Origin of the sequence: Enterobacter sp. 148H3 (assembly GCF_034107425.1) — a bacterium.
In the GTDB taxonomy this organism is placed as follows: Bacteria; Pseudomonadota; Gammaproteobacteria; order Enterobacterales; family Enterobacteriaceae; genus Enterobacter; species Enterobacter vonholyi.
On record NZ_JAWNEI010000010.1, the window covers coordinates 86,863 to 113,018 of the forward strand.

A 26,156-nucleotide genomic window follows, 5' to 3' on the forward strand; every position below is an offset into this window, starting at 1 on the left:
TCGGGGCTTTAGATAACTGAACCCTATAGCCACAACTGTGGCCTGGAGCACTTTCCTAAAGAATTTTTTCAAATCCAGCTACGAAGGCTCTAAGTCTTCACAGTATATTTGAAAAAGAACTTTATGGGAAAGTGGTTGCGGGGGCCGGATTTGAACCGACGACCTTCGGGTTATGAGCCCGACGAGCTACCAGGCTGCTCCACCCCGCGCCTGAAACGTGGCAAATTCTACGCGTTTTGGACAGAATTTGCAAATAATGCTGGGATTTGGTACCGAAGACGGGACGTAAAATCGGCGTTTAGTATATTGATAGTTGACCCTACCTGTCAAGGCGACTTCAGCCAGATCAATCGGACCAAAATTTTTACAAAAAACGCACGAGTCTCTTCCGGTCTTCGCCAAAAGATGATTAAATGAATACTCACTTATTTTGCATAAAAATGCACAAGAGAGCGAAAGCGGTCTCTAATCAGTCAATCAAGCAGGGTTTTATTCTATGACGACGATTCTCAAGCATCTTCCGGTAGGACAACGTATTGGCATCGCTTTCTCAGGCGGCCTGGATACCAGCGCTGCACTGCTGTGGATGCGCCAGAAGGGAGCGGTTCCGTATGCCTATACTGCGAACCTGGGTCAGCCGGATGAGGACGACTATGATGCTATTCCTCGTCGCGCTAAAGAGTATGGTGCAGAGAACGCGCGCCTGATTGACTGCCGTAAGCAACTGGTCGCGGAAGGTATCGCAGCTATTCAGTGTGGTGCATTCCATAACACCACCGGCGGTCTGACCTATTTCAACACAACTCCGCTGGGCCGTGCGGTTACCGGCACCATGCTGGTTGCGGCGATGAAAGAAGACGGCGTCAACATCTGGGGTGACGGCAGCACCTATAAAGGAAACGATATCGAACGTTTCTATCGTTATGGCCTGCTGACCAACGCCGAACTGCAGATTTACAAACCGTGGCTGGATACCGACTTCATCGACGAGCTGGGTGGACGCCATGAGATGTCCGAGTTTATGATCGCCTGCGGTTTTGACTATAAGATGTCAGTCGAGAAAGCCTACTCCACCGACTCCAACATGCTGGGAGCGACGCACGAAGCGAAAGACCTGGAATTCCTGAACTCCAGCGTGAAGATCGTTAACCCGATCATGGGCGTGAAGTTCTGGGACGAGAACGTCAAAATCCAGGCTGAAGAAGTTACCGTACGTTTCGAACGCGGCCATCCGGTTGCGCTGAACGGTAAAACCTTCTCAGACGATGTTGAGCTGATGCTGGAAGCTAACCGGATTGGCGGTCGTCACGGTCTGGGCATGAGCGATCAGATTGAAAACCGTATCATCGAAGCGAAAAGCCGTGGCATCTATGAAGCCCCGGGTATGGCACTGCTGCACATCGCTTACGAGCGCCTGCTGACCGGTATCCACAACGAAGATACCATTGAGCAGTATCACTCTCATGGCCGTCAGCTGGGTAAACTGCTGTATCAGGGCCGCTGGTTCGATCCTCAGGCACTGATGCTGCGTGATGCCCTGCAGCGTTGGGTGGCAAGCGCGATCACCGGTGAGGTGACCCTGGAACTGCGTCGCGGTAACGACTACTCCATTCTGAATACGGTGTCTGACAACCTGACCTATAAAGCAGAGCGTCTGACCATGGAGAAAGGTGAATCCGTGTTCTCACCGGACGATCGTATTGGACAGCTGACCATGCGTAATCTGGACATTACCGATACCCGCGAGAAGCTGTTCAACTATGTTGAGAATGGCCTGCTCTCCGCGAATTCCGGTAACGGCCTGCCTCAGGTTGAAAACCTGGAGCATAGCGATAAGAAGTAATCGCTATTCAGAAATGTAGAAGGCACCCTAAGGGTGCCTTTTTTATGGTCTTCGTAGGCCCGGTAAGCGCAGCGCCACCGGGCAAAACGGCGGGTGGCGCTGCGTTTACCCTACCCGCCCTACAAAATCACCACATAATATACAGACGAAAAAAAGACGTCTTTCGACGTCTTTTTTCTGGAATATTGGTACCGAGGATGGGACTCGAACCCACAAGCCCGTTAGGGCACTACCACCTCAAGGTAGCGTGTCTACCAATTCCACCACCTCGGTACAGAATACTTAGTGCGGGATATCGCTGGTTGGCTTAGCCGGTGCAGCTGGCTGAGTCTGCTCAGTTTTCGCTGGCGCGCTCAGATTTTCCCACTCGCTTCCTTTGCTGGTCTTGTTGCTGTTGATATTGCCAAGCACCAGGCTGATGATGAAGAACAGCGTAGCCAGAATTGCCGTAGTACGGGTCATGAAGTTCGCAGAACCACTTGAACCGAACAGCGTACCGGAAGCGCCTGCTCCGAAGGAGGCTCCCATATCAGCGCCTTTACCTTGCTGCAGCATAATCAGCGCTACGAGAGCGATGGCTACAATAAGGAAAACAACTAAAAGAGCTTCGTACATAATCAACCTGTTCCTTGCGGATTTGCCGCATACCAATGCTTCGACCAATTAGCAGGATTTTTGTTTCCCACTGAAGCGGGTGTGAATACTAACCAAAGCGAATCACCTTCGCAAGGGCATTTTTGACGCATTGTATCAACTGCGGAAAAAAACAGCAAAAAGCCATTAATTGCTTAAAACAAAGGCGGCAAACGCCGCCTTTTTAAACATTTAGCGTGCAAGATTATGCAGCTTTTACGGCATCCGCAATACGGTGCGCAAATTCGGTTACCTGCGCTTCGTCTTCACCTTCCACCATCACGCGGATCAGCGGTTCAGTACCGGACTTACGCAACAGCACGCGTCCACGATTGCCGAGGGCCGCTTCAACGTCAGCCATCACCGCTTTGACGTTCTCATTTTCCAGCGGATCGCCTTTGCCGGCAGTGAAACGTACGTTTACCAGGATCTGTGGGAACATTTTCATGCCGCTGCACAGATCGTGCAGGCTCATATGGTTGCGCGCCATAGCGGCAACCACCTGCAGCGCGGCCACGATACCGTCACCGGTGGTGGTTTTGTCGAGCAGGATCACGTGACCCGAGTTTTCTGCACCGATACGCCAGCCCTTCTCCTGCAGTTTTTCCAGCACATAGCGGTCACCCACCTTCGCGCGGACAAACGGAATACCGAGCTGTTTCAGGGCCAGTTCCAGGCCCATGTTACTCATCAGCGTGCCCACCGCACCGCCGCGCAGCTGGCCCTGACGCAGGCCTTCACGGGCAATGATGTAGAGGATCTGATCGCCGTCGACCTTATTACCTTCGTGGTCAACCATGATCACGCGGTCACCGTCGCCGTCCAGCGCAATACCCAGATCGGCTTTTTCTGCCAGAACACGCGCCTGCAGGGCACGAACGTCAGTTGCCCCCACCTGCTCGTTAATGTTCAGACCATCCGGCTCGCAGCCAATGGTGATTACTTTCGCACCCAGTTCGCGGAAGACATTCGGGGCGATGTGATAGGTCGCGCCATTCGCACAGTCCACCACAATTTTGAGGTGGGCCAGGCTCAGCTCATTCGGGAAGGTACCTTTACAGAATTCGATATAGCGACCCGCCGCATCAACGATGCGGTTCGCTTTACCCAGCTCTGCGGAATCAACACAGGTAATCTCTTTTTCCATCTCAGCTTCAATAGCTTCTTCCACGTCATCCGGCAGCTTGGTGCCATCAATGGAGAAGAATTTAATGCCGTTGTCGTAGAACGGGTTGTGAGAAGCTGAAATGACAATTCCCGCTTCCGCACGGAAGGTGCGCGTCAGATACGCGACCGCAGGCGTTGGCATTGGGCCCGTAAAGGAGGCGGACAGTCCCGCAGCCGCCAGCCCCGCTTCCAGCGCGGACTCCAGCATATAGCCCGAAATACGGGTGTCTTTACCGATGATAATTTTACGTGAGCCATGACGCGCAAGCACTTTACCAGCAGCCCAACCGAGCTTCAGGACAAAATCAGGGGTGATGGGAGCATCGCCTACGCGCCCACGGATACCGTCGGTACCAAAATATTTACGATTACTCATAGCGTTTGTTTTCCTTCGCTGCCAGTGTGGCTTCCACCACACGCATGGCTTCTACTGTTTCTTTAACGTCATGGACACGAATAATGTGCGCGCCCTGCATCGCCGCAATCACCGCGCAGGCCAGGCTGCCGCTCAGGCGTTCGCTCGGCCCCACGTTCAGCAACTGCCCAATCATCGACTTTCTGGACATCCCTACCAGTAACGGCAGGTCAAAATGATGGAATTCCGATAAGCGCGCAAGCAACGCATAATTGTGTGAGAGATTTTTACCGAAACCGAACCCCGGGTCGAGCAGCAATTTCTCTTTTGGGATACCTGCACGTTCACAGCGTTTGATATGCTCAATAAAGAAGCGATTTACGTCGGCAAAGACATCGTCATACTTCGGCGCGTCCTGCATAGTTTTCGGTTGGCCCTGCATATGCATCAGGCAAACCGGCAGCCCCGTTTCCGCAGCCGCCTCAATCGCCCCCGGTTCGGTAAGTGAACGGATATCATTGATAATGTGAGCGCCTACTCTCGCCACTTCACGGATCACCTCCGGTTTGGAAGTATCAACGGAGATCCACACTTCAAACCGCTGCGCGATAGCTTCAACGACCGGCACCACGCGCGCCAGCTCTTCTTCCACAGACACGTCCGCCGCGCCTGGACGCGTCGATTCGCCGCCAACGTCAATGATGGTGGCACCCGCATTAATCATTAAATTCGCGTGCTTAACCGCCTCGATAAGCGTGTTATGCGCACCGCCGTCAGAGAAGGAGTCAGGGGTAACATTCAGGATCCCCATCACGTGGGGATGTGAAAGATCGAGATGCGAGTCCTGAGCGAATAATTTCATGGCGAAATCCCTGGTATCTATATGGTTAAACAGAAATGAAAAACCCCGGAGCAAGCTCCAGGGTTTGAGGTACAGACAAACGCGTCAACAGCAGTGGCTTACTTATCGCCCAACTGTTCTGACATGGTGTTGCCCGGATTTGGCGTACGCGGTTCATCAACCGGACGCGGCGCACGCGGGGTGCCATTGTTGTCAGAATTATTGGAAGTGCCTGGGTCTTCCCAGCCTGCTGGCGGACGTACTTCGCGGCGCGCCATCAGGTCGTCAATCTGCGGTGCATCGATGGTCTCATATTTCATGAGCGCATCTTTCATCGAATGCAGGATGTCCATATTGTCGTTCAGGATCTGGCGCGCACGCGCATAGTTACGCTCTACCAGAGATTTAACTTCCTGGTCGATGATACGTGCCGTCTCATCGGACATATGTTTCGCTTTAGCCACAGAACGGCCCAGGAATACTTCACCCTCTTCTTCTGCATACAGCAGCGGACCGAGTTTGTCGGAGAAGCCCCACTGAGTCACCATGTTACGCGCCAGGTTTGTCGCCACTTTAATGTCGTTGGACGCACCGGTAGAAACATGTTCCACACCGTAGATAATCTCTTCTGCCAGACGACCACCGTAGAGGGTAGAAATCTGGCTTTCCAGTTTCTGACGGCTGGCGCTGATCGCGTCACCTTCAGGCAGGAAGAAGGTCACACCCAGCGCACGACCGCGCGGAATAATCGTCACTTTATGCACCGGATCGTGTTCCGGCACGAGGCGACCAATAATCGCATGACCCGCTTCGTGGTATGCCGTGGACTCTTTCTGCGCTTCCGTCATCACCATGGAGCGACGTTCCGCACCCATCATGATTTTGTCTTTCGCTTTCTCAAACTCCACCATCGATACGACGCGCTTGTTACCGCGAGCGGCAAACAGAGCAGCTTCGTTGACCAGGTTAGCCAGGTCCGCACCGGAGAAGCCTGGGGTACCGCGCGCAATGATTGCCGCATCGATATCTGGCGCCAGCGGTACGCGACGCATGTGAACTTTCAGAATCTGTTCACGACCGCGAACGTCCGGCAGACCCACAACAACCTGACGGTCGAAACGGCCTGGACGCAGCAGCGCAGGGTCAAGTACGTCCGGACGGTTAGTCGCCGCAATAACGATGATACCTTCGTTACCTTCGAAGCCGTCCATCTCAACCAGCATCTGGTTCAGCGTCTGTTCACGTTCATCGTGACCACCGCCCAGACCTGCGCCACGCTGGCGGCCTACGGCGTCGATTTCATCGATGAAGATAATGCACGGTGCTGCCTTCTTGGCCTGCTCGAACATGTCACGCACACGAGATGCACCGACACCCACGAACATTTCAACGAAGTCAGAACCTGAAATAGTAAAGAACGGCACCTTCGCTTCGCCCGCGATGGCTTTCGCCAGCAGGGTTTTACCGGTACCCGGAGGGCCAACCATCAGCACCCCTTTCGGGATCTTACCGCCCAGCTTCTGGAAACGGCTCGGTTCACGCAGGTATTCAACCAGTTCACCGACCTCTTCTTTCGCTTCGTCACAACCGGCGACGTCAGCGAACGTGGTCTTGATCTGGTCTTCCGTTAGCATACGCGCCTTGCTCTTACCGAACGACATGGCACCTTTGCCACCGCCGCCCTGCATCTGGCGCATAAAGAAGATCCAGACGCCGATAAGAAGCAGCATCGGGAACCAGGAAATGAAGATAGAAGCCAGCAGGCTTGGTTCTTCTGGCGGCTCACCTACCACCTTGACGTTTTTAGTCAGAAGGTTATCAAGCAGCTTAGGATCGTTCACCGGGATGTAAGTCGTGTAACGGTTACTATCTTTCTTGGTAACGTTGATCTCACGTCCGTTGATACGCGCTTCGCGAACCTGGTCCTGATTGACCTCCTGCAGGAAGGTAGAATAATCCACCTTGCGGCCATTCGACTCGCTGGGCCCAAAGCTCTGGAATACTGACATCAGCACAACGGCAATGACCAGCCAGAGTATTAGGTTTTTCGCCATGTCACTCAAGGGATTAACCTCATATTACAACTGTGTTAAAAACAGCGTCAGGATACTCTATATCCAGTTTCATTCAAACTTTCGCCTGAAATCTACCGGTTATCATTTTCGCCCGGTCGCTACAATATACACTTCTCGGGAACGGGCCCGGGAAGAGTCCGGCTTACGAACTTTAACCTTCGCAAACAGGGAGCGAATTTCCTTAAGATACTCCTCGAAACCTTCGCCCTGAAACACCTTCACAACAAAACTACCACCAGGCGCTAGTACATCACGACACATTTCTAACGCTAGCTCCACCAGATACATGGCGCGGGGGATATCCACCGCCGGTGTTCCGCACATATTTGGTGCCATATCTGACATGACAACCTGGACCTTACTGTCACCTACACGCTCAAGTAACGCTTTCAGCACTAATTCATCACGAAAGTCGCCCTGAAGGAAGTCGACACCGACGATGGGATCCATTGGTAAAAGATCGCACGCGATGATTCGGCCCGTTCCGCCGATCTGCGTTACCGCATACTGGGACCATCCGCCAGGTGCCGCACCGAGGTCTACAACCGTCATCCCCGGCTTAAAAAGTTTGTCACTTTGCTGTATTTCATCAAGTTTAAACCAGGCACGGGAACGCAACCCCTTTTTCTGTGCCTGTTGAACATATTTATCGCTAAAGTGTTCCTGAAGCCAGCGACTGGAGCTGGCAGAACGCTTTTTACCTGTCATTTAACATTTCCGTCCTGGTTCATCGTTACCTGCCTGTGACGTAAATTTCTACGCAGCTATTTGGCGATATAAGGGAGATGGCGGTAGAATGAACCGTTTTCAATCCCAACGTAAGCAAAAATATACGATGAATCTTAGTACTAAACAAAAACAGCACCTTAAAGGTCTGGCACATCCGCTCAAGCCTGTAGTGATGCTTGGCAACAATGGTTTGACCGAAGGGGTGCTTGCCGAGATTGAACAAGCGCTGGAACACCACGAGCTGATCAAGGTGAAAATCGCCTCTGAAGACAGAGACACTAAAAACCTGATCGTGGAAGCCATCGTGCGCGAAACCGGCGCCTGTAATGTACAGGTCATCGGTAAAACGCTGGTGCTCTACCGCCCATCTAAAGAGCGTAAAATCTCGCTGCCACGCTAAGGATATCCTGAATTAAACACATTTTCTGTGTGAAACGAGGGATTTCTGTCAGCAGGCGAGCAAAATGCCATGCTCCTTGAGTTGATAAAAGGCCGCTATGCGGCCTTTTTCTTTTCTTTACAATGTATCAACATCTTAGTAGAGAAGCGAATTACAGGTATTCAACCTTAATAATTTCGTATTCCACTTCACCGCCAGGGGTGCGGATGGTGACAACATCGTCCTGCTCTTTGCCAATCAGGCCGCGAGCAATCGGAGAGTTTACTGAAATCAGGTTCTGTTTAAAGTCTGCTTCATCATCACCGACGATGCGATAGGTCTGCTCTTCGTCGTTGTCCAGGTTCAGAACGGTCACAGTGGAACCAAAGATCACACGCCCATTGTTAGGCATTTTGGTGATATCGATGACCTGTGCATTGGACAGTTTTGCCTCGATATCTTTAATACGCCCTTCACAGAAACCCTGCTGCTCACGCGCGGCGTGGTATTCAGCGTTCTCTTTCAGGTCGCCATGCTCGCGCGCATCCGCGATAGCGGCGATGATTTCAGGACGACGCACGGATTTCAGGAAATCCAGCTCTTCGCGCAGTTTTTCGGCACCACGTAAGGTCATCGGAATAGCTTGCATTTGTTATACCTCTTAAACATTCCTGTTGGGAGCAGTGTTCCCTGCTCCTGCCCACCTAAGCGGGCAAGAAGCAAAAAGAAAACCGACCCGGGAGCAATGCCCCAGGTCAGCAGCAATTTTTCAATTTGATATGCATTTTACCGCGAAGTTCACTATGGGTCATCGTTTACTTTGCAGTGCTATGCACCGTAGTATGACGGTTTGTTTTCGGGTTGTTAGCGCGAGATTATGCGATTTTCCAGATTTATCATCGGATTGACTACCAGTTTAACGTTCACTGCCCAGGCCGCGAATGTTGATGAGTACATTAATCAGCTCCCCGCAGGCGCGAACCTTGCCCTGATGGTGCAGAAGGTTGGCGCACAGGCTCCCGAGATTGACTATCACAGTCAACAGATGGCGCTGCCTGCCAGTACCCAAAAGGTGATCACTGCCCTCGCCGCCTTGCTCCAGCTCGGTCCTGACTTCCGTTTTACTACCACACTCGAGACCAAAGGTAACGTCGAGGGTGGCGAACTGAAAGGCGATCTTATCGCCCGTTTTGGCGGCGATCCGACCTTTAAGCGCCAGGATATCCGCAATATGGTTGCGGTACTGAAAAAATCTGGCGTGCAGAAAATTGATGGCAATGTACTGATTGACACGTCCATCTTTGCCAGCCACGATAAAGCTCCTGGCTGGCCGTGGAACGACATGACCCAGTGCTTTAGCGCCCCACCCGCCGCCGCGATTGTTGACCGTAACTGCTTCTCGGTTTCACTTTACAGCGCGCCAAAGCCAGATGATTTAGCATTTATCCGCATAGCATCCTACTACCCGGTCACCATGTTTAGCCAGGTTCGCACGCTGGCGAAAGGCTCCCCGGATGCGCAATATTGTGAGCTGGACGTCGTGCCCGGCGATCTTAACCGCTTCACCCTTACCGGCTGCCTGACGCAGCGCGCCGATCCACTGCCCCTGGCCTTTGCGATACAGGATGGGGCAAGCTATGCGGGTGCCATTCTGAAAGATGAACTGAAGCAAGCGGGCATAACTTATACCGGCACACTGCTTCGTCAGACGCAGGTCAACCAGCCCGGCACAGTCATTGCCAGCAAACAGTCTCCTCCGCTGCACGATTTACTGCGAATCATGCTGAAAAAGTCGGACAACATGATTGCCGATACGGTGTTTCGCATGATTGGTCACGCGCGTTTCGGCGTGCCGGGAACCTGGCGCGCGGGTTCAGACGCGGTTCGGCAGATCCTGCGCCAGCAGGCCGGGATCGATCTGGGTAATACCATCGCCGTCGATGGCTCCGGACTATCTCGTCATAATTTGATCTCTCCGGCCACGATGATGCAGGTGCTTCAGTACATTGCACAGCACGACACTGAGCTAAACTTTATTTCAATGCTGCCGCTGGCCGGGCATGACGGTTCTCTGCAGTACCGTGCCGGGCTTCACGCTGCCGGTGTGGATGGCAAAGTCTCTGCGAAAACAGGCTCACTGCAGGGGGTTTACAACCTTGCAGGCTTCATCACTACCGCCAGCGGACAACGCCTGGCATTCGTGCAGTATCTTTCCGGCTATGCCGTCGAACCGACCGACCAGCGCAATCGTCGTATTCCGCTTGTTCGCTTCGAAAGCAGGCTTTATAAGGACATCTATCAGAATAACTAGCGATGAAACTACTCATAGTTGAAGACGATCTGTTATTGCAGGAAGGGCTGGCGCTAGGTCTGGCCAATGAAGGGTACGCCCTCGACTGTGCTGGCACCGCAGCGGAGGCGGACTCTCTGATTCAGAGCGGCGAATACAGCCTGGTGATCCTCGATTTGGGCTTGCCTGATAAAGATGGCGCCACGCTGCTCGGCCAGTGGCGACGTCGCGGCATCGCCAACCCGGTATTGATCCTGACGGCACGAGATGCCATTGAAGACCGTATCACTGGCCTCGATGCAGGCGCTGATGATTACCTGGTGAAGCCTTTTGCGCTCGCGGAGCTGCAGGCTCGGGTGCGAGCGTTAATTCGCCGCTATCAGGGCCATAGTGATAACTTATTGACCGACGGCGATATTACGCTGAATTTGCAAACCCAGCAGGTGCTGCGCCAGGATCAGGCCGTAGAGGTGACGCCAAAAGAGTTCGCCTTGCTTACGCGTCTGATCATGCGGAGCGGGCAAACGGTACACAGAGAAACGCTCCAGCAGGATATTTACTCCTGGCAGGACGATCCCGGCTCAAATACCCTTGAGGTCCACATCCATAACCTGCGGCGTAAACTCGGCAAAGACAGGATCAAAACCGTTCGCGGCGTCGGCTATCGTCTGGAGAGCCAGAAATGAACAGCATGCGTCGGCGTTTGATGGTGCTGCTGGCGGTGATTCTCCTGTTTTTCCAGCTAATAAGCGTTATCTGGCTATGGCATGAAAGCCGTGAACAGATTGGTTTTCTGGTCAACGAAACGCTGTCAGCAAAAGCGCGCAATAATCACGTTGAGAAAGAGATCCGTGAAGCGATTGCCTCGCTGCTGGTTCCTTCCCTGGTGATGGTCGGCTTTACCCTGCTCTTCTCCTTCTGGGCGGTCACCTGGATAACCCGACCGCTGAATAAACTCCGCGACAGTCTCGCTAACCGTTCGGCCGATAACTTAACCCCGCTTCCTATGTATTCCGACATGGAAGAAATTGGCGCGGTGACGACCTCCCTGAACCAGCTATTGGCACGACTGGATAGCACCATTCAGCAGGAGCGTCTCTTCACCGCAGACGCCGCACACGAGCTGAGAACGCCTCTGGCCGGCATCCGGCTCCATCTTGAGCTCATGGCGCAGTCAGGCGCGCCACAGGCCGCGACGTTAATTAGCCGTATCGATCAGCTCATGCATACCGTCGAACAGCTGCTAATGCTGGCCCGTGCCGGACAGGCAATGGCGAGCGGGCACTACGAAACCGTGAACTGGACGGAAAATATCATTGAACCTCTCGGCCTGGGGCATGAAGCCAAAGAGCATACGGTGATTTGGCCCGCTAAAAGCGCGCTCACGGTTCAGGGAGATGCCGTGCTCCTGCGCCTGATGCTGCGCAACCTGCTGGAGAATGCAGGGCGCTACAGCCCGGCAGGGACAACGATTACAGTGACATTAACCGAGGTCGACGGGGGGACGCAGATCAGCGTTATCGATCAGGGTCCAGGGATTGATGAAGCGCACCGAGTGTCAATCACCGAGCCATTCCGCCGTCTTGACCAGCGCTACGGAGGGAGCGGTCTGGGCCTGAGTATCGTGCAGCGCATCGTCCAGCTACACCACGGCAGGCTGACCCTTGAAAATGGCGCTGAAGGCGGTTTAATCGCCAGCTGCTGGCTGCCCACAACGCTTCAATAAAAAAGCCCCCATAATGGGGGCTTTGAACAGATATTAATGCTTGTAGATGAACTCGACGCCTTCTTCGTCGTCTTCATCCCAGTCATCGTCCCAGTCTTCATCGTCTTCTTCCGCTTCCAGCTCTTCGAGCTGCTGGCGGTGGTAGTCATCCCACATGAATTCGACTTTTTCTGGCTGTTTGACTTCTTCCGCCTGAACAATTGGGTTCTCAATGATGAAGGTCATCACATCCCAGCATAGATCCTTCACGCCGACCTGGCTTGCCGCAGAGATCAGGTAATACTTATCTTCCCAACCCATCGCTTCAGCAATGGCTTTCGCTTTTGCTTCCGCTTCGGCTTTATCCATCAGGTCGATCTTGTTGAAGACCAGCCAGCGCGGTTTATTAGCCAGTTTTTCGCTGTATTTTTCCAGCTCGCCCACGATGATACGGGCGTTTTCAACCGGATCGGAACCGTCGATAGGATCGATATCGATAAGGTGCAGCAGCACGCGGCAGCGCTCAAGGTGCTTCAGGAAGCGAATCCCCAGACCGGCCCCTTCCGCGGCGCCTTCAATCAGACCCGGGATATCGGCAACCACGAAGCTCTTCTCGTTATCCATACGGACAACACCCAGGCTTGGTACCAGCGTGGTAAACGGATAGTCTGCCACTTTTGGCTTGGCCGCAGAGACGGCGCGAATGAACGTCGATTTACCGGCGTTTGGCATACCCAGCATGCCCACGTCTGCCAGAAGCATCAGCTCCAGCTGCAGGTCGCGCTTATCGCCCGGCGTACCCATCGTTTTCTGACGCGGCGTACGGTTAACGGAAGATTTGAAACGGCTGTTACCCAGACCGTGCCAGCCGCCTTTCGCCACCATCAGGCGCTGACCGTGTTTGGTCATGTCACCCATGGTTTCACCGGTCCCCTGGTCAATCACGCGCGTACCGACCGGAACTTTAATGGTGACGTCTTTACCGCGTTTCCCGGTACAGTCACGGCTCTGGCCGTTTTGGCCACGTTCAGCGCGGAAGGATTTTTCGAAACGGTAGTCGATCAGCGTGTTGAGGTTCTCATCCGCCTCCAGCCACACGTCACCACCATCCCCGCCGTCGCCGCCATCAGGACCGCCACGTGGGATATACTTTTCACGGCGGAAGCTCACGCAACCGTTGCCGCCATCACCAGCCACGACCAGGATCGTCGCTTCATCAACAAACTTCATTTTACTCTCCGTAACTCATTCGCCTGAGCGGGGGACTACTACAACCGCTTCATTTTTGCGCCAACGTCCCCAAAGACGATGACCAATGGCGGAATACATCGCGCCCGCAACCACGACAAACGCACCGAGATAACCCAACAGGTTGAGCATCGGTCTGACGAAGACATCGGGCCAGGCCATTGATAACAAATCTGAAAATAACAGCGTAAACAGCGGAGTAAGCGTAATTAACGCGCTCACCTGTGCTGCCTGCCAGCGCGCCATCGCTTCGGCCAGCGCGCCATAACCGACCAGCGTGTTCAGCCCACAAAAAATGAGGCACGCCAGTTGCCAGTCGCTAAGCTGGGAAATCACTCCCGGCTTTGCTAATGGCAGCAATGCTATTGTACACAAAGTGTACAGCAAAAAGAGGATCTGCTGTGAGGCAAGACGACGCAATAACACCTTTTGTGCGACGCCATAGCTCACCCAGACCGTTGCTGCCCCCACACCGAAAATTACACCCCATGTGTAATCCGTCAGGCGAGTGAAAATCTCAATCAGACTGGTGTTGAAGAACATCACCAGACCGCACAGCAGCATGCTCGCCCCGATAATCTGCGTACCACGCATCTTTTCCTTGAGGATAAAGACGCTGGCGATCATCATGCCAACCGGTGAAAGCTGACCTATCACCTGCGACGCCGTGGGGCTGAGATATTGCAGGGAAGAGCTGAACAGGATGAAGTTACCGAACAGACCGCCCGTCGCGATAGCCAGCAATACCAGCCAGCGCGGTTTACGGAAGAGCCGCAAGGGTGGAAGCTTACCTTTGATTGCCAGAATGGCCCCGAGGCCGATGCTTGCCATCAGAAAGCGATAAAAAACCACCGTAGGCGGCTCCATCACTTCCAGTACCTGCTTCATTGCAATTGGCAGCGCACCCCAGCACATTGCGGTAGTGAGCGCCAAAAGAATACCAATGCCGGCCTGCTGCTTCATGCCCGTTTTCCCTACAGAAAAAATTACCGGGTTTCCAATGTAAAAAGCCCCGCAACAGGTTGCGGGGCTTTAATCCGTTACCGGACCGAGAAAACCTTACTCAGCAACGATGCTGATATATTTACGGTTGTTCGGGCCTTTAACTTCAAATTTCACTTTACCGTCTGCCTTAGCAAACAGAGTGTGGTCACGACCGCAACCTACGTTGTTGCCAGCGTGGAATTTGGTACCACGTTGACGAACGATGATGCTACCCGCCAGAACGGATTCGCCACCGAAACGCTTAACGCCCAGGCGTTTAGCTTCTGAATCGCGACCGTTACGTGTGGAGCCGCCAGCCTTTTTATGTGCCATTTAAATCTCTCCTCAGGTCTTAGGCGCTGATGCCAGTAATTTTCACATCAGTGAACCACTGACGGTGGCCCTGCTGCTTACGGTAGTGCTTACGACGACGAAACTTAACGATTTTAACTTTCTCGCCACGACCGTGTGCAACAACTTCAGCTTTGATAACGCCGCCATCAACGAAAGGAACGCCGATTTTGACTTCTTCACCGTTTGCGATCATCAGAACTTCAGCGAACTCAACAGATTCGCCAGTTGCGATGTCCAGCTTTTCCAGGCGAACGGTCTGACCTTCGCTTACTCGGTGTTGTTTACCACCACTTTGGAAAACCGCGTACATATAAACTCCGCTTCCGCGCACGTCCTCGTATGAATCAGAGTGCGCTATAAATATTCACAATAGGGCGCGAATATTACGCAAAACGCGAGCCTTTGACAAGTGCTACCGTCAATACATGAAGAAAAAAAACACAACACGTACGGTAACGTTTATCTGAGCCGTTTTTTCAGTACAATCAGCACTACTATTGATAAACCGAAACCCTTCGTTACCCCATTGAAGATGGGATCAACAGGATAAAAAGCCCGGCTTTTGCGATGAATTTAGAAAAAATCAACGAGTTAACCGCGCAAGATATGGCGGGTGTGAATGCAGCAATCCTGGAGCAACTCAACTCTGACGTTCAACTGATCAATCAGTTGGGTTATTACATCGTCAGCGGCGGCGGTAAACGCATTCGTCCGATGATTGCCATTCTGGCTGCCAGAGCCGTTGGCTATCAGGGAAATGCCCACATCACTATCGCAGCGCTCATCGAATTTATCCACACGGCGACGCTTCTGCATGACGATGTGGTGGATGAATCGGATATGCGTCGTGGCAAAGCCACGGCAAACGCCGCTTTCGGGAACGCAGCCAGCGTCCTGGTGGGAGATTTTATTTATACCCGCGCCTTCCAGATGATGACCAGTCTGGGCTCCCTTAAAGTGCTGGAAGTAATGTCCGAAGCCGTAAACGTCATTGCTGAAGGCGAAGTGCTGCAGCTGATGAACGTGAACGATCCTGACATCACCGAAGAAAACTACATGCGCGTGATCTACAGCAAAACCGCGCGCCTGTTTGAAGCGGCGGCCCAGTGTTCCGGCATTCTGGCTGACTGTACCGAAGCACAGGAAAAGGGCCTGCAGGACTATGGCCGCTATCTGGGTACGGCATTCCAGCTGATCGATGATTTACTGGACTACAGTGCGGACGGCGAGACGCTCGGCAAAAACGTGGGCGATGACCTGAACGAAGGCAAACCGACCCTGCCGCTGCTTCATGCTATGCGGAACGGAACAGCCGACCAGGCGAAAATGATCCGCGAAGCGATTGAGCAGGGAAATGGTCGCCATCTTCTGGAACCTGTACTGGAAACCATGGCTATCTGCGGATCGCTGGAATGGACGCGTCAGCGTGCGGAAGAAGAAGCCGACAAAGCCATCGAAGCGCTTCAGGTTATTCCAGACAGTCCGTGGCGCGAGGCACTGATTGGTCTTGCCCACATCGCCGTCCAGCGCGACCGTTAATCCCCTTGTATCTCCCCGCAGCGATAGCGGGGAGTTCCTGTACACGCCTGTAAATTCCGTGTTCATGTAAATTCATCGGTTTAGAGACCGCATGAATAAAGCCGTGTCTTATTCTGAATATCCCATCAAGTAACGCGAACTTTTTAGAACAAGAAGTTGAAATGGGTATAGTAAACCCCGTCGTTTCAGAAGAAACGGCGTAGGTGAATCCGAACTTAAGGACAGCGTTATGGATACGAAATTTATCGACTGGCACACGGCTGATATTATTGCCGCACTGCGCAAAAAAGGCACTTCACTGGCAGCAGAGTCCCGCCGCCATGGACTGAGTTCTTCAACTCTGGCAAACGCCCTCACCCGCCCCTGGCCCAAAGGAGAATTAATTATCGCAACGGCGCTGGATACGCATCCGTGGGTGATTTGGCCTTCACGCTACCACGATCCCATTACCCATGAATTTATCGACAGATCGCGCATGATTCGCCAGAGAAGAGTAAAAAGAGAACCGCAGGAATAACGCGTTTTTTGACAGGAACAGCAACCCCCCGGTCATTTCTGGCAGGGGGCTGCCGGAACGATTACTCGCCCTTCACACGCTCGATGTTGGCACCCAGCGCGCGCAGTTTATCTTCGATACGCTCATAGCCACGATCGATGTGATAGATACGATCCACAATCGTTGTACCTTCCGCGATACAACCCGCCAGCACCAGGCTTGCAGACGCACGCAGATCGGTTGCCATCACCTGAGCGCCGGACAGCGTCTCAACGCCATGGCAAATCACGGTATTACTTTCGATCTCAGCACGTGCACCCATACGGATCAGCTCCGGTACGTGCATAAAGCGGTTCTCGAAAATGGTTTCTGTGATGAAGCCAGTACCCTCGGCGACCAGGTTCAACAGGGTGAACTGCGCCTGCATGTCAGTTGGGAACGCCGGGTGTGGCGCCGTACGCACATTGACTGCCTTTGGACGCTGGCCATGCATATCGAGGCTGATCCAGTCTTCACCGACTTCAATATCCGCACCCGCATCGCGCAGTTTCGCCACCACCGCATCCAGGGTATCTGGCTGCGCGTTGCGACAAACAATCTTACCGCCAGAAATCGCCGCTGCGACCAGGAATGTACCGGTTTCGATACGGTCCGGCAGAACGCGATAGACACCACCGCCCAGACGCTCAACGCCTTCGATGGTGATACGGTCGGTACCCTGGCCGGAGATCTTCGCCCCCAGCGCCACGAGGAAGTTGGCGGTATCCACAATCTCCGGTTCACGCGCGGCGTTTTCGATGATGGTGGTGCCTTCTGCCAGCGTCGCCGCAGACATAATGGTGACCGTTGCGCCCACGCTCACTTTGTCCATGACAATGTGCGCGCCTTTCAGACGACCATTAACGGACGCTTTAACGTAACCTTCTTCCAGCTTGATCTCTGCGCCCAGTTTTTCCAGACCAAAGATGTGCAGGTCAACCGGACGCGCACCGATGGCGCAACCGCCCGGCAGAGAAACCTGACCCTGACCAAAACGCGCCACCAGCGGGCCAAGCGCCCAGATGGATGCACGCATGGTTTTCACCAGATCGTAAGGTGCTGAGAAGTTGTTCACCTTGCTGGCGTCGATCCAGACGGAACCGTTACGCTCAACTTTCGTGCCCAGCTGGGTGAGCAGCTTCATGGTGGTGTCGATATCTTTCAGCTTCGGTACGTTCTGAATTTCTACCGGCTCTTCAGCCAGCAGCGCAGCAAAGAGGATTGGCAGCGCGGCGTTTTTCGCGCCAGAAATTGTGACTTCGCCCTGGAGACGCGTTGGCCCCTGTACACGAAATTTATCCATTGTGTGCTCTCTTATAAATTCAACCGTGCTGCGGGCCTGTCGCCCTCAGCTCAAAAACCGTTTAGTTTGCGATCGCGTGCCCACTCTTGCGGGGTGAACGCTTTAATCGACAGGGCGTGGATGCGGTTATCCGCAATATATTCCATCAGCGGCGCGTACACAGCCTGCTGTTTCTTCACGCGGCTCATACCGTCGAACATCTCACCCACAGCAATAACCTGGAAGTGACTGCCATCGCCAGTGACGTGGGCTTCCTGAAGGGAGAGTGCATTCATCAGCACTGTCTGGATTTCATGATTTTCCATGGGTTCTTAATCATCTGATAGTGAAAACAAGCCCAACATCTTAGAGCAAAGTGGCGTTGTCTTAAACAAGCAAAAAGCCCTGACGATGAAACTGTCAGGGCTTTCGGAAGTAACGCACTGAAAATATTAACGAGGCAATACGTCCTGAGGAAGATTGTAGAGCTGAGCAAGGGTCACGACATTCTCGCTCGCGCCGCGAAGCGTGACGCTAGCCCCCAGCTTTTTCCCTACAGCAATCAGATGGGCAAGCAGCGCAACCCCGGCCGTATCCACCCGCGTGACCTCGGTTAAGTCGATAAGCGTCACGCCCTGCATCACTTCATGGCGTTTGTCCCACAGTGGGTTCAGAAGATCCTGATCCAGTTCACCGGACAGCTTTAACGTCTCGCCTTCACGCGACCAACTGAGTTGCTGTGACATTACTTCTTCTCGTCCAGCGTGATTTTCTGACGAGCAATGGACTGCAGCTGAGCGGTCAGGCCATCAATGCCTTTGGTGCGCAGCAGATCGCTCCATTCGTTCTGTTTGGTGGTGATCATGCTTACACCTTCGGCGATCATGTCATACGCCTGCCAGTGACCGGTCTGGCTGTTTTTACGCCACTGGAAATCCAGACGAACCGGCGGACGACCGTTAGGATCGTTGATCGTCACACGGATAGGGACGATGGTCGCATCGCCCAGCGGCTGCTCGGGCGCAATCTGATAGGTCTGACCGTGGTACATCGCCAGCGCCTGGCCATAAGCCTGTTTCAGGTATTCACGGAACGCGGCAAAGTAGGCCTCACGCTGCGCAGGAGTCGCGTCTTTGTAATAGCGGCCCAGCACCAGCGCACCCGCATATTTGATCTGCACGTACGGCAGCAGCTCCTGGTCAACCACATCACGCAGGTAATCAGGATTAGAACGAATCTTAGGCTGTTCGTTTTTAAGACGGTCGAATGTCTTCTTCGCCGCTTCGTCCATCAGTTTGTACGGGTTACTCTGATCCGCAGCGTGGGCGGCGGTAAGAGGGGCGATGACCAGCATGGCAACCATTAACAGTCGTTTAAACATGAATGACTTCTCCTGATATTAATTCGCAGCACCTGGGGTCGGCGCGGCATTGGTATGGTCTTCGCTCTGCGCAGGGGCAGCGTCAGATTTTTTCTCATCTCCTTTACTGTTGTAAAGGAACTGACCAATCATATCCTCCAGCACCATCGCGGATTTCGTATCCTGAATGACGCTACCGTCTTTAAGGATAGTCGTTCCCAGCTCGGGATCTTCAAAGCCAACGTTAAGCGCCAGATATTGTTCGCCCAGCAGACCGGAAGTCCGGATAGACAGGGAGCTGGTGTCCGGAATGTGGTTGTAACGCTCTTCGATATCCATCGCGACGCGCGGCAGATAGGTTTTCTCATCAAGCGTAATATCGGATACGCGCCCGATCACCACGCCGCCGATACGGACCGGTGAACGCGCCTTCAGTCCGCCGATGTTATCGAAGGTGGCATAGATGCGATACGTCGGCTCGGTGCGCACAGACGTGATATCCGCCGCTCTCAGGCAGATAAACAGTGCGGCCAGCAGCGCCAGCAGCAGGAATACACCGACCCAAATTTCATTTTTTCTCGTTTGCATGAACTCAATTCCCAAACATCAGTGCGGTGAGCACAAAATCCAGACCCAGTACGGCCAGCGACGAATGAACGACTGTACGTGTAGTTGCGCGGCTAATGCCCGCCGACGTCGGGATGGCATCGTAACCATTGAACAATGCAATCCAGGTGACCGTAATGGCAAATACCACGCTTTTAATCAGGCAGTTAACCAGATCCATTCGCAGGTCAATGGCGTCCTGCATCGCGGACCAGAAGAAACCGGCATCGATGCCTTTCCAGTGCACGCCAACCAGCGAGCCGCCCCAGATACCCACGGCGACAAACAGAATAGTCAGTAACGGTAAAGAGATCACCCCAGCCCAGAAACGCGGCGAGATCACGCGACGCAGCGGATCGACCGCCATCATCTCCATGCTGGAAAGCTGCTCGGTCGCACGCATCAGGCCAATCTCAGCTGTTAATGCCGACCCCGCGCGCCCGGCGAACAACAGCGCCGCCACGACGGGCCCCAGTTCGCGCAGCAGCGAGAGCGCCACCAGCATCCCGAGGCTAGTTTCCGCACTGTAGGTTGTCAGAACAAGATAGCCCTGCAGCCCAAGCACCATACCGATAAACAGACCGGAGACAATGATGATGAGCATCGACAGCACGCCGACATTATAAAGCTGGCGCACCAATAGCGGCGCGTGCTTACGGAATTCCGGCTTGCCAACCAGGGCGTTGAATAACATCAATCCGGCACGCCCGAACGTCCTGATGGTTTTTATGCCACGGTGTCCGAGAGCGGCCAACGCATTTAACAGCATGAGTGGCTTAACTCCCTATTCCCAGTAAATCGTCACGATAGTCGCCTGCCGGGTAGCGGAACGGCACAGGGCCATCAGCAATACCGTCGAGGAACTGTCTAACACGCGGATCGCAATTTTCCTGCAGCGCCTGAGCGCTACCGTGTGCGACGATCTTTTTGTCCGCCACGATATAGGCGTAATCGGCAATGCTCAATACTTCCGGTACATCGTGAGACACCACAATGCAGGTGACACCAAGCGCGCTGTTCAGTTCAGAGATGAGCTTCACCAGCACGCCCATCGTAATGGGATCCTGTCCAACAAACGGTTCGTCGAACATGATTAAATCAGGCTCTAATGCAATGGCTCTCGCCAGCGCGGCGCGGCGCGCCATGCCGCCGGACAGCTCCGAAGGCATCAGCTTCGCAGCACCCCGCAAGCCAACGGCTTCGAGCTTCATCATCACCGTGCTTTTCAGCAGTTCAGGTGGCAGACTGGTATGCTCGCGCAGCGGATAAGCCACGTTATCAAAGACGTTCATGTCGGTGAACAAGGCGCCCGACTGAAAGAGCATGCTCATGCGTTTGCGGACAGTATACAGGCGCGAGCGCGACATCTCCGGGATGTTTTCGCCATCAAAGAGGATTTCACCGCTATCCGGTGGGATCTGCCCACCAATAAGGCGAAGCAGGGTCGTTTTACCGATCCCGGACGGCCCCATAATGGCAGTGATCTTGCCACGCGGAACGGTCAACGAAATATCATCAAATATCAATCTGTTGGCGCGAGAAAAACTCAACCCGCGGACATCGACTAAATTCGCCATGGTTTGGCTCATTTATAGTTCCTTTCTTATCCTGCTCACGTTAAGGCATGTAGCCTGAATCAGCCCTAAACTCAGCATTTTTACAGAATAATAACCGTAGAGGTTAGCGAAAGCTGGCATTTGTTTTACTTTTCCGGCGCATAAAGTCAAAATTAGGAATTCGTTACGCCTCAGACTGTATGCAGTCCAGCCGTTCACGCGCGATGGACCGACGAGTATACCTGAAGAAAGGACTTTTGATGCTTTTAGCAACAGCACTGTTAATAATTGGTTTACTTTTGGTCGTCTACAGTGCTGACCGTTTAGTATTTGCTGCATCTATCCTGTGTCGCCTGACGGGCGTACCGCCTGTCGTCATCGGGATGACCGTGGTCAGTGTCGGAACGTCACTTCCTGAAATCATCGTCTCTGTCTCGGCATCGCTGCATGGTCAGTTAGACCTTGCAGTAGGCACCGCGATTGGCTCTAACATCGTCAATATACTCTTGATTTTAGGCCTGGCCGCACTGCTCCATCCATTTCGCGTGCATTCTGATGTTCTGCGCCGTGAATTGCCGCTAATGTTAATCGTAAGCCTGTTGGCAGGCTGCGTATTTTACGATGGCGTACTGAGCTACAGCGACGGTATTTTCCTGCTGGCGCTGGCCGTCATTTGGTTGCTGTATAGTGTTAAAATCGCCCGTCAGGCGGAAAAACAGGGTCAGGATAGCCTCACGCGTGAGCAGGTCGCCGAACTTCCGCGAGAAGGCACGCTGCCTGTTGCCCTGCTCTGGCTTGGCGTTGCGCTGATCATCATGCCGATGGCAACGCGTATGGTCGTGGATAACGCGACGGTGCTGGCGAACTATTTCGCCATCAGTGAACTTACCATTGGTCTGACGGTGATTGCCATCGGTACCAGCCTGCCGGAGCTGGCCACGGCCATTGCGGGGGCACGTAAAGGTGAAGATGACATTGCCATTGGTAATATCATCGGTTCCAACATATTTAATATCGCCATTGTGATGGGCCTTCCGGCCCTCATTACGCCAGGGCCCTTTAATCCCCTGGCGTTCTCGCGTGACTACGGCGTGATGTTATTGGTCAGCGTGATATTTGCCCTGCTCTGCTGGCGGCGGCAACGACAGATCGGCAAAGGCGCAGGCGCGCTACTGACGGGTGGATTTATCGTATGGATGGCGATGCTGTACTGGCTCTCGCCTCTTCTCTCTGGGTAAACGGAAACGCATTATGTCGCAAATAGAATTGCAGCCGGGTTTTGACTTTCAGAAAGCAGGCAAAGAGGTTCTGGAGATTGAACGTGAAGGTCTGGCGCAGTTAGATCGGTACATTAATCAGGATTTTAGTCTGGCATGTGAGAAGATGTTCTACTGTGCCGGCAAAGTCGTGGTGATGGGGATGGGTAAGTCCGGCCACATTGGCCGTAAAATGGCGGCAACATTTGCCAGCACCGGAACCTCTTCCTTCTTTGTACACCCGGGGGAAGCCGCGCACGGCGACCTGGGTATGGTCACGCCGCAGGATATCGTCATCGCACTGTCTAACTCCGGTGAGTCCAATGAAATTCTGGCGCTGATCCCGGTACTGAAACGATTGCAGGTTCCGCTTATTTGCATGACCAGCCGTCCGGAAAGTAGCATGGCGCGTGCGGCCGATATTCACCTGTGCGTGAAGGTTCCCAAGGAGGCCTGTCCGCTCGGCCTGGCGCCAACGTCCAGCACCACCGCAGCGCTGGTCATGGGGGATGCGCTTGCCGTCGCACTGCTTGAAGCCCGCGGTTTTACGCCGGAAGATTTCGCGCTTTCCCATCCGGGCGGCGCGCTGGGGCGCAAGCTGCTGCTTCGGGTAAACGATATTATGCACACCGGGGATGAGATCCCTCACGTCAGCAAAGAGGCCTCCCTACGTGATGCGCTGCTGGAAATCACCCGTAAGAATCTGGGTATGACGGTCGTGTGCGACGATCTGATGAAAATTCAGGGGATCTTCACCGATGGCGACCTGCGCCGCGTCTTCGACATGGGTGTTGATGTCCGTACCCTGGGCATTGCCGACGTGATGACGCCGGGCGGTATCCGCGTGCGTCCGGGTACGCTGGCCGTGGATGTGCTGAACCTGATGCAGTCCCGCCATATCACCTCAGTTATGGTTGCCGATGGCGACCAGTTGCTGGGTGTGGTACATATGCATGATCTGCTGCGCGCAGGCGTAGTGTAATGAAGGATAAGACAATGAGTAATGCGGGTGCATCCCTTGCAACCTGTTATGGCCCGGTCAGTACCCAGATGATGGCAAAGGCGAAAAACATTCGTCTGCTCATCCTGGATGTGGATGGCGTACTCTCCGATGGCCTGATTTACATGGGCAATAATGGTGAAGAGCTGAAAGCATTTAACGTCCGCGACGGCTATGGAATCCGCTGTGCGCTCACCTCGGGTATTGAGGTGGCTATCATCACCGGGCGAAAAGCTAAACTGGTAGAAGACCGCTGTGAAACCTTAGGAATTACCCATCTGTATCAGGGGCAGTCCGATAAGATGGCGGCGTTTAAGGATTTACTGGGTAAACTGGCTATCGCACCGGAAAACGTGGCCTACGTTGGGGACGATCTGATTGACTGGCCCGTGATGGCTGAAATCGGGCTGAGCATCGCCGTTGCCGATGCGCATCCGCTGCTGATCCCGCGCGCTGACTACGTTACCCACATCAACGGGGGCCGTGGTGCCGTCCGTGAAGTCTGCGATCTGCTTTTGCTGGCGCAGGGCAAGCTTGATGAGGCCAAAGGGCAATCGATATGAGTAAAACCAGACGCTGGATTATCATTTTGCTTTCGCTAGTCGCACTGGTATTGATTGGCGTGAACCTTGCCGATCGCGACGATACGCAAACGGAAGTGGTTAACAATACCGATCCAACCTATAAAAGCGATCACAGCGAAACAGTGGTCTACAGCCCGGAAGGCGCGCTGAACTATCGCCTGATTGCCCAGCATGTTGAATATTTTTCAGATGACGGTATTTCGTGGTTTACCCAACCTGTGATGACCACATTCGATAAAGACAAAGTGCCGACGTGGTCAATTAAGTCAGATCGGGCCAAACTGACAAATGACCGTATGCTTTATCTGTACGGCCACGTTGAAGTCAACGCCCTGACCGCTGACTCGCAACTGCGAAAAATTACGACGGATAATGCCCAGATCAACCTGGTTACTCAGGACGTGACGTCGCAGGATCTGGTCACACTGTATGGCACAACATTTAATTCCAGCGGTTTGAGAATGCGCGGGAACTTACGCAGCAAGAACGCCGAGCTGATTGAAAAGGTTAGAACCTCCTATGAAATTCAAAACAAACAAACTCAGCCTTAAAGTAATTATCGCCAGCGCGATGCTGGCGACCAGTCTCCCCGCGCTTGCTGTAACGGGCGATACCGACCAGCCGATTCATATCGAGTCCGACACCCAGTCTCTCGATATGCAGGGTAACGTCGTCACCTTCACGGGTAACGTCGTCATGACCCAAGGCACCATCAAAATTAACGCTGACAAAGTGGTCGTTACCCGTCCGGGTGGCGAGCAGGGCAAAGAGATCATTGATGGTTACGGCAACCCGGCAACCTTCTACCAGATGCAGGACAACGGCAAGCCGGTGAAAGGCCGCGCCTCACATATGCACTACGAGCTGGCGAAGGACCTGGTTATCCTGACCGGAAACGCGTATCTGGAACAGCTGGACAGCAACATTACCGGCGACCAAATCACCTATCTGGTGAAAGAGCAAAAAATGCAGGCCTCCAGCGAGAAAGGTAAACGCGTCACGACCGTACTGGTTCCATCGCAGCTGCAGGACAAAGGCAAGGGCCAGGCCCCGGCACAGAAGAAGAGTAACTAATCCGTTATGGCAACATTAACTGCAAAAAACCTCGCGAAGGCCTATAAGGGCCGCCGTGTCGTAGAAGATGTCAGTTTGACCGTCAACTCTGGCGAAATCGTGGGGCTGCTTGGCCCTAACGGTGCGGGTAAAACGACAACCTTCTACATGGTCGTTGGCATTGTGCCGCGCGATGCCGGCAACATAATCATTGACGATGAAGACATCAGTCTTCTGCCGCTTCACGCGCGCGCGCGTCGCGGGATCGGCTATCTGCCGCAGGAAGCCTCCATTTTCCGTCGACTTAGCGTTTACGACAACCTGATGGCGGTCCTGCAAATTCGTAACGATCTGACCAGCGAACAGCGTCAGGATCGTGCCAACGAGCTGATGGAAGAGTTCCACATTGAGCATCTGCGCGACAGCCTCGGTCAGGCACTCTCCGGGGGCGAACGCCGTCGCGTTGAGATCGCGCGTGCGCTGGCCGCAAACCCTAAATTTATCCTTCTGGATGAACCGTTTGCGGGTGTTGACCCGATCTCGGTTATCGACATTAAACGTATCATTGAACACCTGCGCGACAGCGGGCTTGGCGTACTGATCACCGACCACAACGTCCGTGAAACGCTGGCCGTATGTGAACGCGCGTATATTGTGAGCCAGGGCAATCTGATCGCCCACGGTACGCCACAGCAGATCCTCGAAGACGATCATGTTAAGCGCGTCTATCTTGGGGAAGACTTCAGACTCTGATAGGGTAGAGGTAACGTAACGCCGAACCG

The 26,156-nt window shown here is 53.6% G+C and carries 30 protein-coding genes and 2 tRNA genes; 13 read left to right on the forward strand and 19 right to left on the reverse strand.

Annotated elements, in window-relative coordinates:
* Window positions 1-132 precede the first annotated feature (132 nt).
* Window positions 133-209, reverse strand: a tRNA-Met gene (locus USH94_RS15720).
* 287 nt (window positions 210-496) lie between these two features.
* Here USH94_RS15720 and argG point away from each other — a divergent pair.
* Entirely contained in the window at window positions 497-1,843 is a 1,347-nt protein-coding gene (gene argG / locus USH94_RS15725) for an argininosuccinate synthase (protein ID WP_023309336.1), read from the forward strand.
* A gap of 186 nt (window positions 1,844-2,029) precedes the next feature.
* Here the strand turns inward: argG and USH94_RS15730 are convergent.
* The 6 genes from USH94_RS15730 to rlmE all read right to left on the reverse strand — a co-directional run bounded on the left by USH94_RS15730 (window position 2,030) and on the right by rlmE (window position 7,622).
* Window positions 2,030-2,116 (reverse strand) — tRNA-Leu (locus USH94_RS15730).
* A gap of 9 nt (window positions 2,117-2,125) precedes the next feature.
* Entirely contained in the window at window positions 2,126-2,458 is a 333-nt protein-coding gene (gene secG / locus USH94_RS15735; RefSeq protein WP_023309338.1) for a preprotein translocase subunit SecG, read from the reverse strand.
* 223 nt (window positions 2,459-2,681) lie between these two features.
* Window positions 2,682-4,019 (reverse strand): phosphoglucosamine mutase, encoded by a 1,338-nt coding sequence (glmM, locus tag USH94_RS15740; protein WP_023309339.1) that lies wholly within the window; start codon window positions 4,017-4,019, stop codon window positions 2,682-2,684.
* Window positions 4,012-4,860 carry a dihydropteroate synthase gene (folP, locus tag USH94_RS15745; RefSeq protein ID WP_111964962.1) on the reverse strand — a complete coding sequence of 283 codons (849 nt, stop codon included), beginning with the start codon at window positions 4,858-4,860 and terminating at the stop codon, window positions 4,012-4,014. The genes glmM and folP overlap by 8 nt, the downstream gene beginning before the upstream one ends.
* 98 nt (window positions 4,861-4,958) lie before the next feature.
* A complete protein-coding gene (ftsH, locus tag USH94_RS15750) occupies window positions 4,959-6,893 on the reverse strand; it encodes an ATP-dependent zinc metalloprotease FtsH (RefSeq protein WP_111964963.1) in 1,935 nt (644 codons plus the stop codon).
* 102 nt (window positions 6,894-6,995) lie between these two features.
* Complete coding sequence (gene rlmE / locus USH94_RS15755; RefSeq protein WP_014171792.1) at window positions 6,996-7,622, reverse strand: 23S rRNA (uridine(2552)-2'-O)-methyltransferase RlmE; 627 nt, start codon at window positions 7,620-7,622, stop codon at window positions 6,996-6,998.
* A gap of 127 nt (window positions 7,623-7,749) precedes the next feature.
* On the opposite strand from rlmE, the gene yhbY reads away from it, so the two are divergent.
* Window positions 7,750-8,043: a ribosome assembly RNA-binding protein YhbY gene (gene yhbY / locus USH94_RS15760; protein WP_003861814.1), complete on the forward strand. Its 294-nt coding sequence runs from the start codon at window positions 7,750-7,752 to the stop codon at window positions 8,041-8,043.
* 151 nt (window positions 8,044-8,194) lie between these two features.
* Here yhbY and greA read toward each other — a convergent pair whose 3' ends face one another.
* On the reverse strand, window positions 8,195-8,671 hold the full coding sequence (gene greA / locus USH94_RS15765; RefSeq protein ID WP_014171793.1) for a transcription elongation factor GreA: 477 nt from the start codon (window positions 8,669-8,671) through the stop codon (window positions 8,195-8,197).
* 228 nt (window positions 8,672-8,899) lie between these two features.
* Between greA and dacB the strand changes: the two genes are divergently transcribed.
* Genes dacB through pmrB form a run of 3 tightly spaced genes read left to right on the forward strand, consistent with a single transcriptional unit; the run spans window position 8,900 to window position 12,038 of the window.
* Window positions 8,900-10,333 carry a serine-type D-Ala-D-Ala carboxypeptidase gene (dacB, locus tag USH94_RS15770; RefSeq protein ID WP_111964964.1) on the forward strand — a complete coding sequence of 478 codons (1,434 nt, stop codon included), beginning with the start codon at window positions 8,900-8,902 and terminating at the stop codon, window positions 10,331-10,333.
* A 2-nt stretch (window positions 10,334-10,335) separates the two neighbouring features.
* The gene (pmrA, locus tag USH94_RS15775) at window positions 10,336-10,998 is read left to right on the forward strand and encodes a two-component system response regulator PmrA (RefSeq protein ID WP_111964965.1); all 663 of its coding nucleotides are present in this window, start codon (window positions 10,336-10,338) and stop codon (window positions 10,996-10,998) included.
* Window positions 10,995-12,038 carry a two-component system sensor histidine kinase PmrB gene (pmrB, locus tag USH94_RS15780; protein ID WP_111964966.1) on the forward strand — a complete coding sequence of 348 codons (1,044 nt, stop codon included), beginning with the start codon at window positions 10,995-10,997 and terminating at the stop codon, window positions 12,036-12,038. The genes pmrA and pmrB overlap by 4 nt, the downstream gene beginning before the upstream one ends.
* Before the next feature lie 33 nt (window positions 12,039-12,071).
* On the opposite strand, the gene cgtA is transcribed toward pmrB, so the two are convergent.
* The 4 genes from cgtA to rplU form a co-directional block, all read right to left on the reverse strand.
* On the reverse strand, window positions 12,072-13,247 hold the full coding sequence (cgtA, locus tag USH94_RS15785; protein ID WP_021242261.1) for an Obg family GTPase CgtA: 1,176 nt from the start codon (window positions 13,245-13,247) through the stop codon (window positions 12,072-12,074).
* A 15-nt stretch (window positions 13,248-13,262) separates the two neighbouring features.
* Entirely contained in the window at window positions 13,263-14,228 is a 966-nt protein-coding gene (locus tag USH94_RS15790; RefSeq protein WP_111964967.1) for a DMT family transporter, read from the reverse strand.
* A gap of 96 nt (window positions 14,229-14,324) precedes the next feature.
* The gene (gene rpmA, locus USH94_RS15795; RefSeq protein ID WP_004385076.1) at window positions 14,325-14,582 is read right to left on the reverse strand and encodes a 50S ribosomal protein L27; all 258 of its coding nucleotides are present in this window, start codon (window positions 14,580-14,582) and stop codon (window positions 14,325-14,327) included.
* A 19-nt stretch (window positions 14,583-14,601) separates the two neighbouring features.
* On the reverse strand, window positions 14,602-14,913 hold the full coding sequence (gene rplU, locus USH94_RS15800; protein WP_003025032.1) for a 50S ribosomal protein L21: 312 nt from the start codon (window positions 14,911-14,913) through the stop codon (window positions 14,602-14,604).
* A gap of 257 nt (window positions 14,914-15,170) precedes the next feature.
* On the opposite strand from rplU, the gene ispB reads away from it, so the two are divergent.
* Entirely contained in the window at window positions 15,171-16,142 is a 972-nt protein-coding gene (ispB, locus tag USH94_RS15805) for an octaprenyl diphosphate synthase (RefSeq protein ID WP_024906360.1), read from the forward strand.
* Between the two features lie 229 nt (window positions 16,143-16,371).
* Window positions 16,372-16,659 (forward strand): DNA-binding transcriptional regulator SfsB, encoded by a 288-nt coding sequence (gene sfsB / locus USH94_RS15810; protein WP_111964968.1) that lies wholly within the window; start codon window positions 16,372-16,374, stop codon window positions 16,657-16,659.
* A gap of 61 nt (window positions 16,660-16,720) precedes the next feature.
* On the opposite strand, the gene murA is transcribed toward sfsB, so the two are convergent.
* From murA to mlaF, 7 genes are all read right to left on the reverse strand, one after another.
* A complete protein-coding gene (gene murA / locus USH94_RS15815) occupies window positions 16,721-17,980 on the reverse strand; it encodes a UDP-N-acetylglucosamine 1-carboxyvinyltransferase (RefSeq protein WP_111964969.1) in 1,260 nt (419 codons plus the stop codon).
* 50 nt (window positions 17,981-18,030) lie between these two features.
* Window positions 18,031-18,285, reverse strand: a complete 255-nt coding sequence (gene ibaG, locus USH94_RS15820) for a BolA family iron metabolism protein IbaG (RefSeq protein ID WP_008501458.1) — start codon at window positions 18,283-18,285, stop codon at window positions 18,031-18,033.
* A gap of 126 nt (window positions 18,286-18,411) precedes the next feature.
* On the reverse strand, window positions 18,412-18,705 hold the full coding sequence (gene mlaB, locus USH94_RS15825) for a lipid asymmetry maintenance protein MlaB (protein WP_111964970.1): 294 nt from the start codon (window positions 18,703-18,705) through the stop codon (window positions 18,412-18,414).
* Window positions 18,705-19,340: a phospholipid-binding protein MlaC gene (gene mlaC / locus USH94_RS15830; RefSeq protein ID WP_045403542.1), complete on the reverse strand. Its 636-nt coding sequence runs from the start codon at window positions 19,338-19,340 to the stop codon at window positions 18,705-18,707. Before mlaC ends, mlaB begins: the two co-directional genes overlap by 1 nt.
* An 18-nt stretch (window positions 19,341-19,358) precedes the next feature.
* The gene (mlaD, locus tag USH94_RS15835) at window positions 19,359-19,907 is read right to left on the reverse strand and encodes an outer membrane lipid asymmetry maintenance protein MlaD (protein ID WP_111965012.1); all 549 of its coding nucleotides are present in this window, start codon (window positions 19,905-19,907) and stop codon (window positions 19,359-19,361) included.
* A gap of 4 nt (window positions 19,908-19,911) precedes the next feature.
* A complete protein-coding gene (gene mlaE, locus USH94_RS15840; protein ID WP_010436044.1) occupies window positions 19,912-20,694 on the reverse strand; it encodes a lipid asymmetry maintenance ABC transporter permease subunit MlaE in 783 nt (260 codons plus the stop codon).
* A 7-nt stretch (window positions 20,695-20,701) separates the two neighbouring features.
* Window positions 20,702-21,514: a phospholipid ABC transporter ATP-binding protein MlaF gene (mlaF, locus tag USH94_RS15845; RefSeq protein WP_111964971.1), complete on the reverse strand. Its 813-nt coding sequence runs from the start codon at window positions 21,512-21,514 to the stop codon at window positions 20,702-20,704.
* 227 nt (window positions 21,515-21,741) lie between these two features.
* On the opposite strand from mlaF, the gene USH94_RS15850 reads away from it, so the two are divergent.
* The 6 genes from USH94_RS15850 to lptB are packed head-to-tail and all read left to right on the forward strand — an operon-like array spanning window position 21,742 to window position 26,127.
* Window positions 21,742-22,719 (forward strand): calcium/sodium antiporter, encoded by a 978-nt coding sequence (locus USH94_RS15850; RefSeq protein WP_039260412.1) that lies wholly within the window; start codon window positions 21,742-21,744, stop codon window positions 22,717-22,719.
* A gap of 13 nt (window positions 22,720-22,732) precedes the next feature.
* Window positions 22,733-23,719: an arabinose-5-phosphate isomerase KdsD gene (kdsD, locus tag USH94_RS15855; protein ID WP_032659705.1), complete on the forward strand. Its 987-nt coding sequence runs from the start codon at window positions 22,733-22,735 to the stop codon at window positions 23,717-23,719.
* A 14-nt stretch (window positions 23,720-23,733) separates the two neighbouring features.
* Window positions 23,734-24,300 carry a 3-deoxy-manno-octulosonate-8-phosphatase KdsC gene (kdsC, locus tag USH94_RS15860; protein ID WP_111964972.1) on the forward strand — a complete coding sequence of 189 codons (567 nt, stop codon included), beginning with the start codon at window positions 23,734-23,736 and terminating at the stop codon, window positions 24,298-24,300.
* A complete protein-coding gene (gene lptC, locus USH94_RS15865) occupies window positions 24,297-24,872 on the forward strand; it encodes an LPS export ABC transporter periplasmic protein LptC (RefSeq protein WP_111964973.1) in 576 nt (191 codons plus the stop codon). Before kdsC ends, lptC begins: the two co-directional genes overlap by 4 nt.
* Entirely contained in the window at window positions 24,841-25,395 is a 555-nt protein-coding gene (gene lptA / locus USH94_RS15870; protein ID WP_033146750.1) for a lipopolysaccharide ABC transporter substrate-binding protein LptA, read from the forward strand. Before lptC ends, lptA begins: the two co-directional genes overlap by 32 nt.
* A 6-nt stretch (window positions 25,396-25,401) precedes the next feature.
* Window positions 25,402-26,127, forward strand: a complete 726-nt coding sequence (gene lptB / locus USH94_RS15875; RefSeq protein WP_023309359.1) for an LPS export ABC transporter ATP-binding protein — start codon at window positions 25,402-25,404, stop codon at window positions 26,125-26,127.
* Window positions 26,128-26,156 lie beyond the last annotated feature (29 nt).

Bases quoted from the DNA above. Each gene is read 5' to 3' on its own strand.
- argG (WP_023309336.1), top strand. From the start codon at position 497: ATGACGACGATTCTCAAGCATCTTCCGGTAGGACAACGTATTGGCATC.
- secG (WP_023309338.1), bottom strand. From the start codon at position 2,458: ATGTACGAAGCTCTTTTAGTTGTTTTCCTTATTGTAGCCATCGCTCTC.
- glmM (WP_023309339.1), bottom strand. From the start codon at position 4,019: ATGAGTAATCGTAAATATTTTGGTACCGACGGTATCCGTGGGCGCGTA.
- folP (WP_111964962.1), bottom strand. From the start codon at position 4,860: ATGAAATTATTCGCTCAGGACTCGCATCTCGATCTTTCACATCCCCAC.
- ftsH (WP_111964963.1), bottom strand. From the start codon at position 6,893: ATGGCGAAAAACCTAATACTCTGGCTGGTCATTGCCGTTGTGCTGATG.
- rlmE (WP_014171792.1), bottom strand. From the start codon at position 7,622: ATGACAGGTAAAAAGCGTTCTGCCAGCTCCAGTCGCTGGCTTCAGGAA.
- yhbY (WP_003861814.1), top strand. From the start codon at position 7,750: ATGAATCTTAGTACTAAACAAAAACAGCACCTTAAAGGTCTGGCACAT.
- greA (WP_014171793.1), bottom strand. From the start codon at position 8,671: ATGCAAGCTATTCCGATGACCTTACGTGGTGCCGAAAAACTGCGCGAA.
- dacB (WP_111964964.1), top strand. From the start codon at position 8,900: ATGCGATTTTCCAGATTTATCATCGGATTGACTACCAGTTTAACGTTC.
- pmrA (WP_111964965.1), top strand. From the start codon at position 10,336: ATGAAACTACTCATAGTTGAAGACGATCTGTTATTGCAGGAAGGGCTG.
- pmrB (WP_111964966.1), top strand. From the start codon at position 10,995: ATGAACAGCATGCGTCGGCGTTTGATGGTGCTGCTGGCGGTGATTCTC.
- cgtA (WP_021242261.1), bottom strand. From the start codon at position 13,247: ATGAAGTTTGTTGATGAAGCGACGATCCTGGTCGTGGCTGGTGATGGC.
- USH94_RS15790 (WP_111964967.1), bottom strand. From the start codon at position 14,228: ATGAAGCAGCAGGCCGGCATTGGTATTCTTTTGGCGCTCACTACCGCA.
- rpmA (WP_004385076.1), bottom strand. From the start codon at position 14,582: ATGGCACATAAAAAGGCTGGCGGCTCCACACGTAACGGTCGCGATTCA.
- rplU (WP_003025032.1), bottom strand. From the start codon at position 14,913: ATGTACGCGGTTTTCCAAAGTGGTGGTAAACAACACCGAGTAAGCGAA.
- ispB (WP_024906360.1), top strand. From the start codon at position 15,171: ATGAATTTAGAAAAAATCAACGAGTTAACCGCGCAAGATATGGCGGGT.
- sfsB (WP_111964968.1), top strand. From the start codon at position 16,372: ATGGATACGAAATTTATCGACTGGCACACGGCTGATATTATTGCCGCA.
- murA (WP_111964969.1), bottom strand. From the start codon at position 17,980: ATGGATAAATTTCGTGTACAGGGGCCAACGCGTCTCCAGGGCGAAGTC.
- ibaG (WP_008501458.1), bottom strand. From the start codon at position 18,285: ATGGAAAATCATGAAATCCAGACAGTGCTGATGAATGCACTCTCCCTT.
- mlaB (WP_111964970.1), bottom strand. From the start codon at position 18,705: ATGTCACAGCAACTCAGTTGGTCGCGTGAAGGCGAGACGTTAAAGCTG.
- mlaC (WP_045403542.1), bottom strand. From the start codon at position 19,340: ATGTTTAAACGACTGTTAATGGTTGCCATGCTGGTCATCGCCCCTCTT.
- mlaD (WP_111965012.1), bottom strand. From the start codon at position 19,907: ATGCAAACGAGAAAAAATGAAATTTGGGTCGGTGTATTCCTGCTGCTG.
- mlaE (WP_010436044.1), bottom strand. From the start codon at position 20,694: ATGCTGTTAAATGCGTTGGCCGCTCTCGGACACCGTGGCATAAAAACC.
- mlaF (WP_111964971.1), bottom strand. From the start codon at position 21,514: ATGAGCCAAACCATGGCGAATTTAGTCGATGTCCGCGGGTTGAGTTTT.
- USH94_RS15850 (WP_039260412.1), top strand. From the start codon at position 21,742: ATGCTTTTAGCAACAGCACTGTTAATAATTGGTTTACTTTTGGTCGTC.
- kdsD (WP_032659705.1), top strand. From the start codon at position 22,733: ATGTCGCAAATAGAATTGCAGCCGGGTTTTGACTTTCAGAAAGCAGGC.
- kdsC (WP_111964972.1), top strand. From the start codon at position 23,734: ATGAGTAATGCGGGTGCATCCCTTGCAACCTGTTATGGCCCGGTCAGT.
- lptC (WP_111964973.1), top strand. From the start codon at position 24,297: ATGAGTAAAACCAGACGCTGGATTATCATTTTGCTTTCGCTAGTCGCA.
- lptA (WP_033146750.1), top strand. From the start codon at position 24,841: ATGAAATTCAAAACAAACAAACTCAGCCTTAAAGTAATTATCGCCAGC.
- lptB (WP_023309359.1), top strand. From the start codon at position 25,402: ATGGCAACATTAACTGCAAAAAACCTCGCGAAGGCCTATAAGGGCCGC.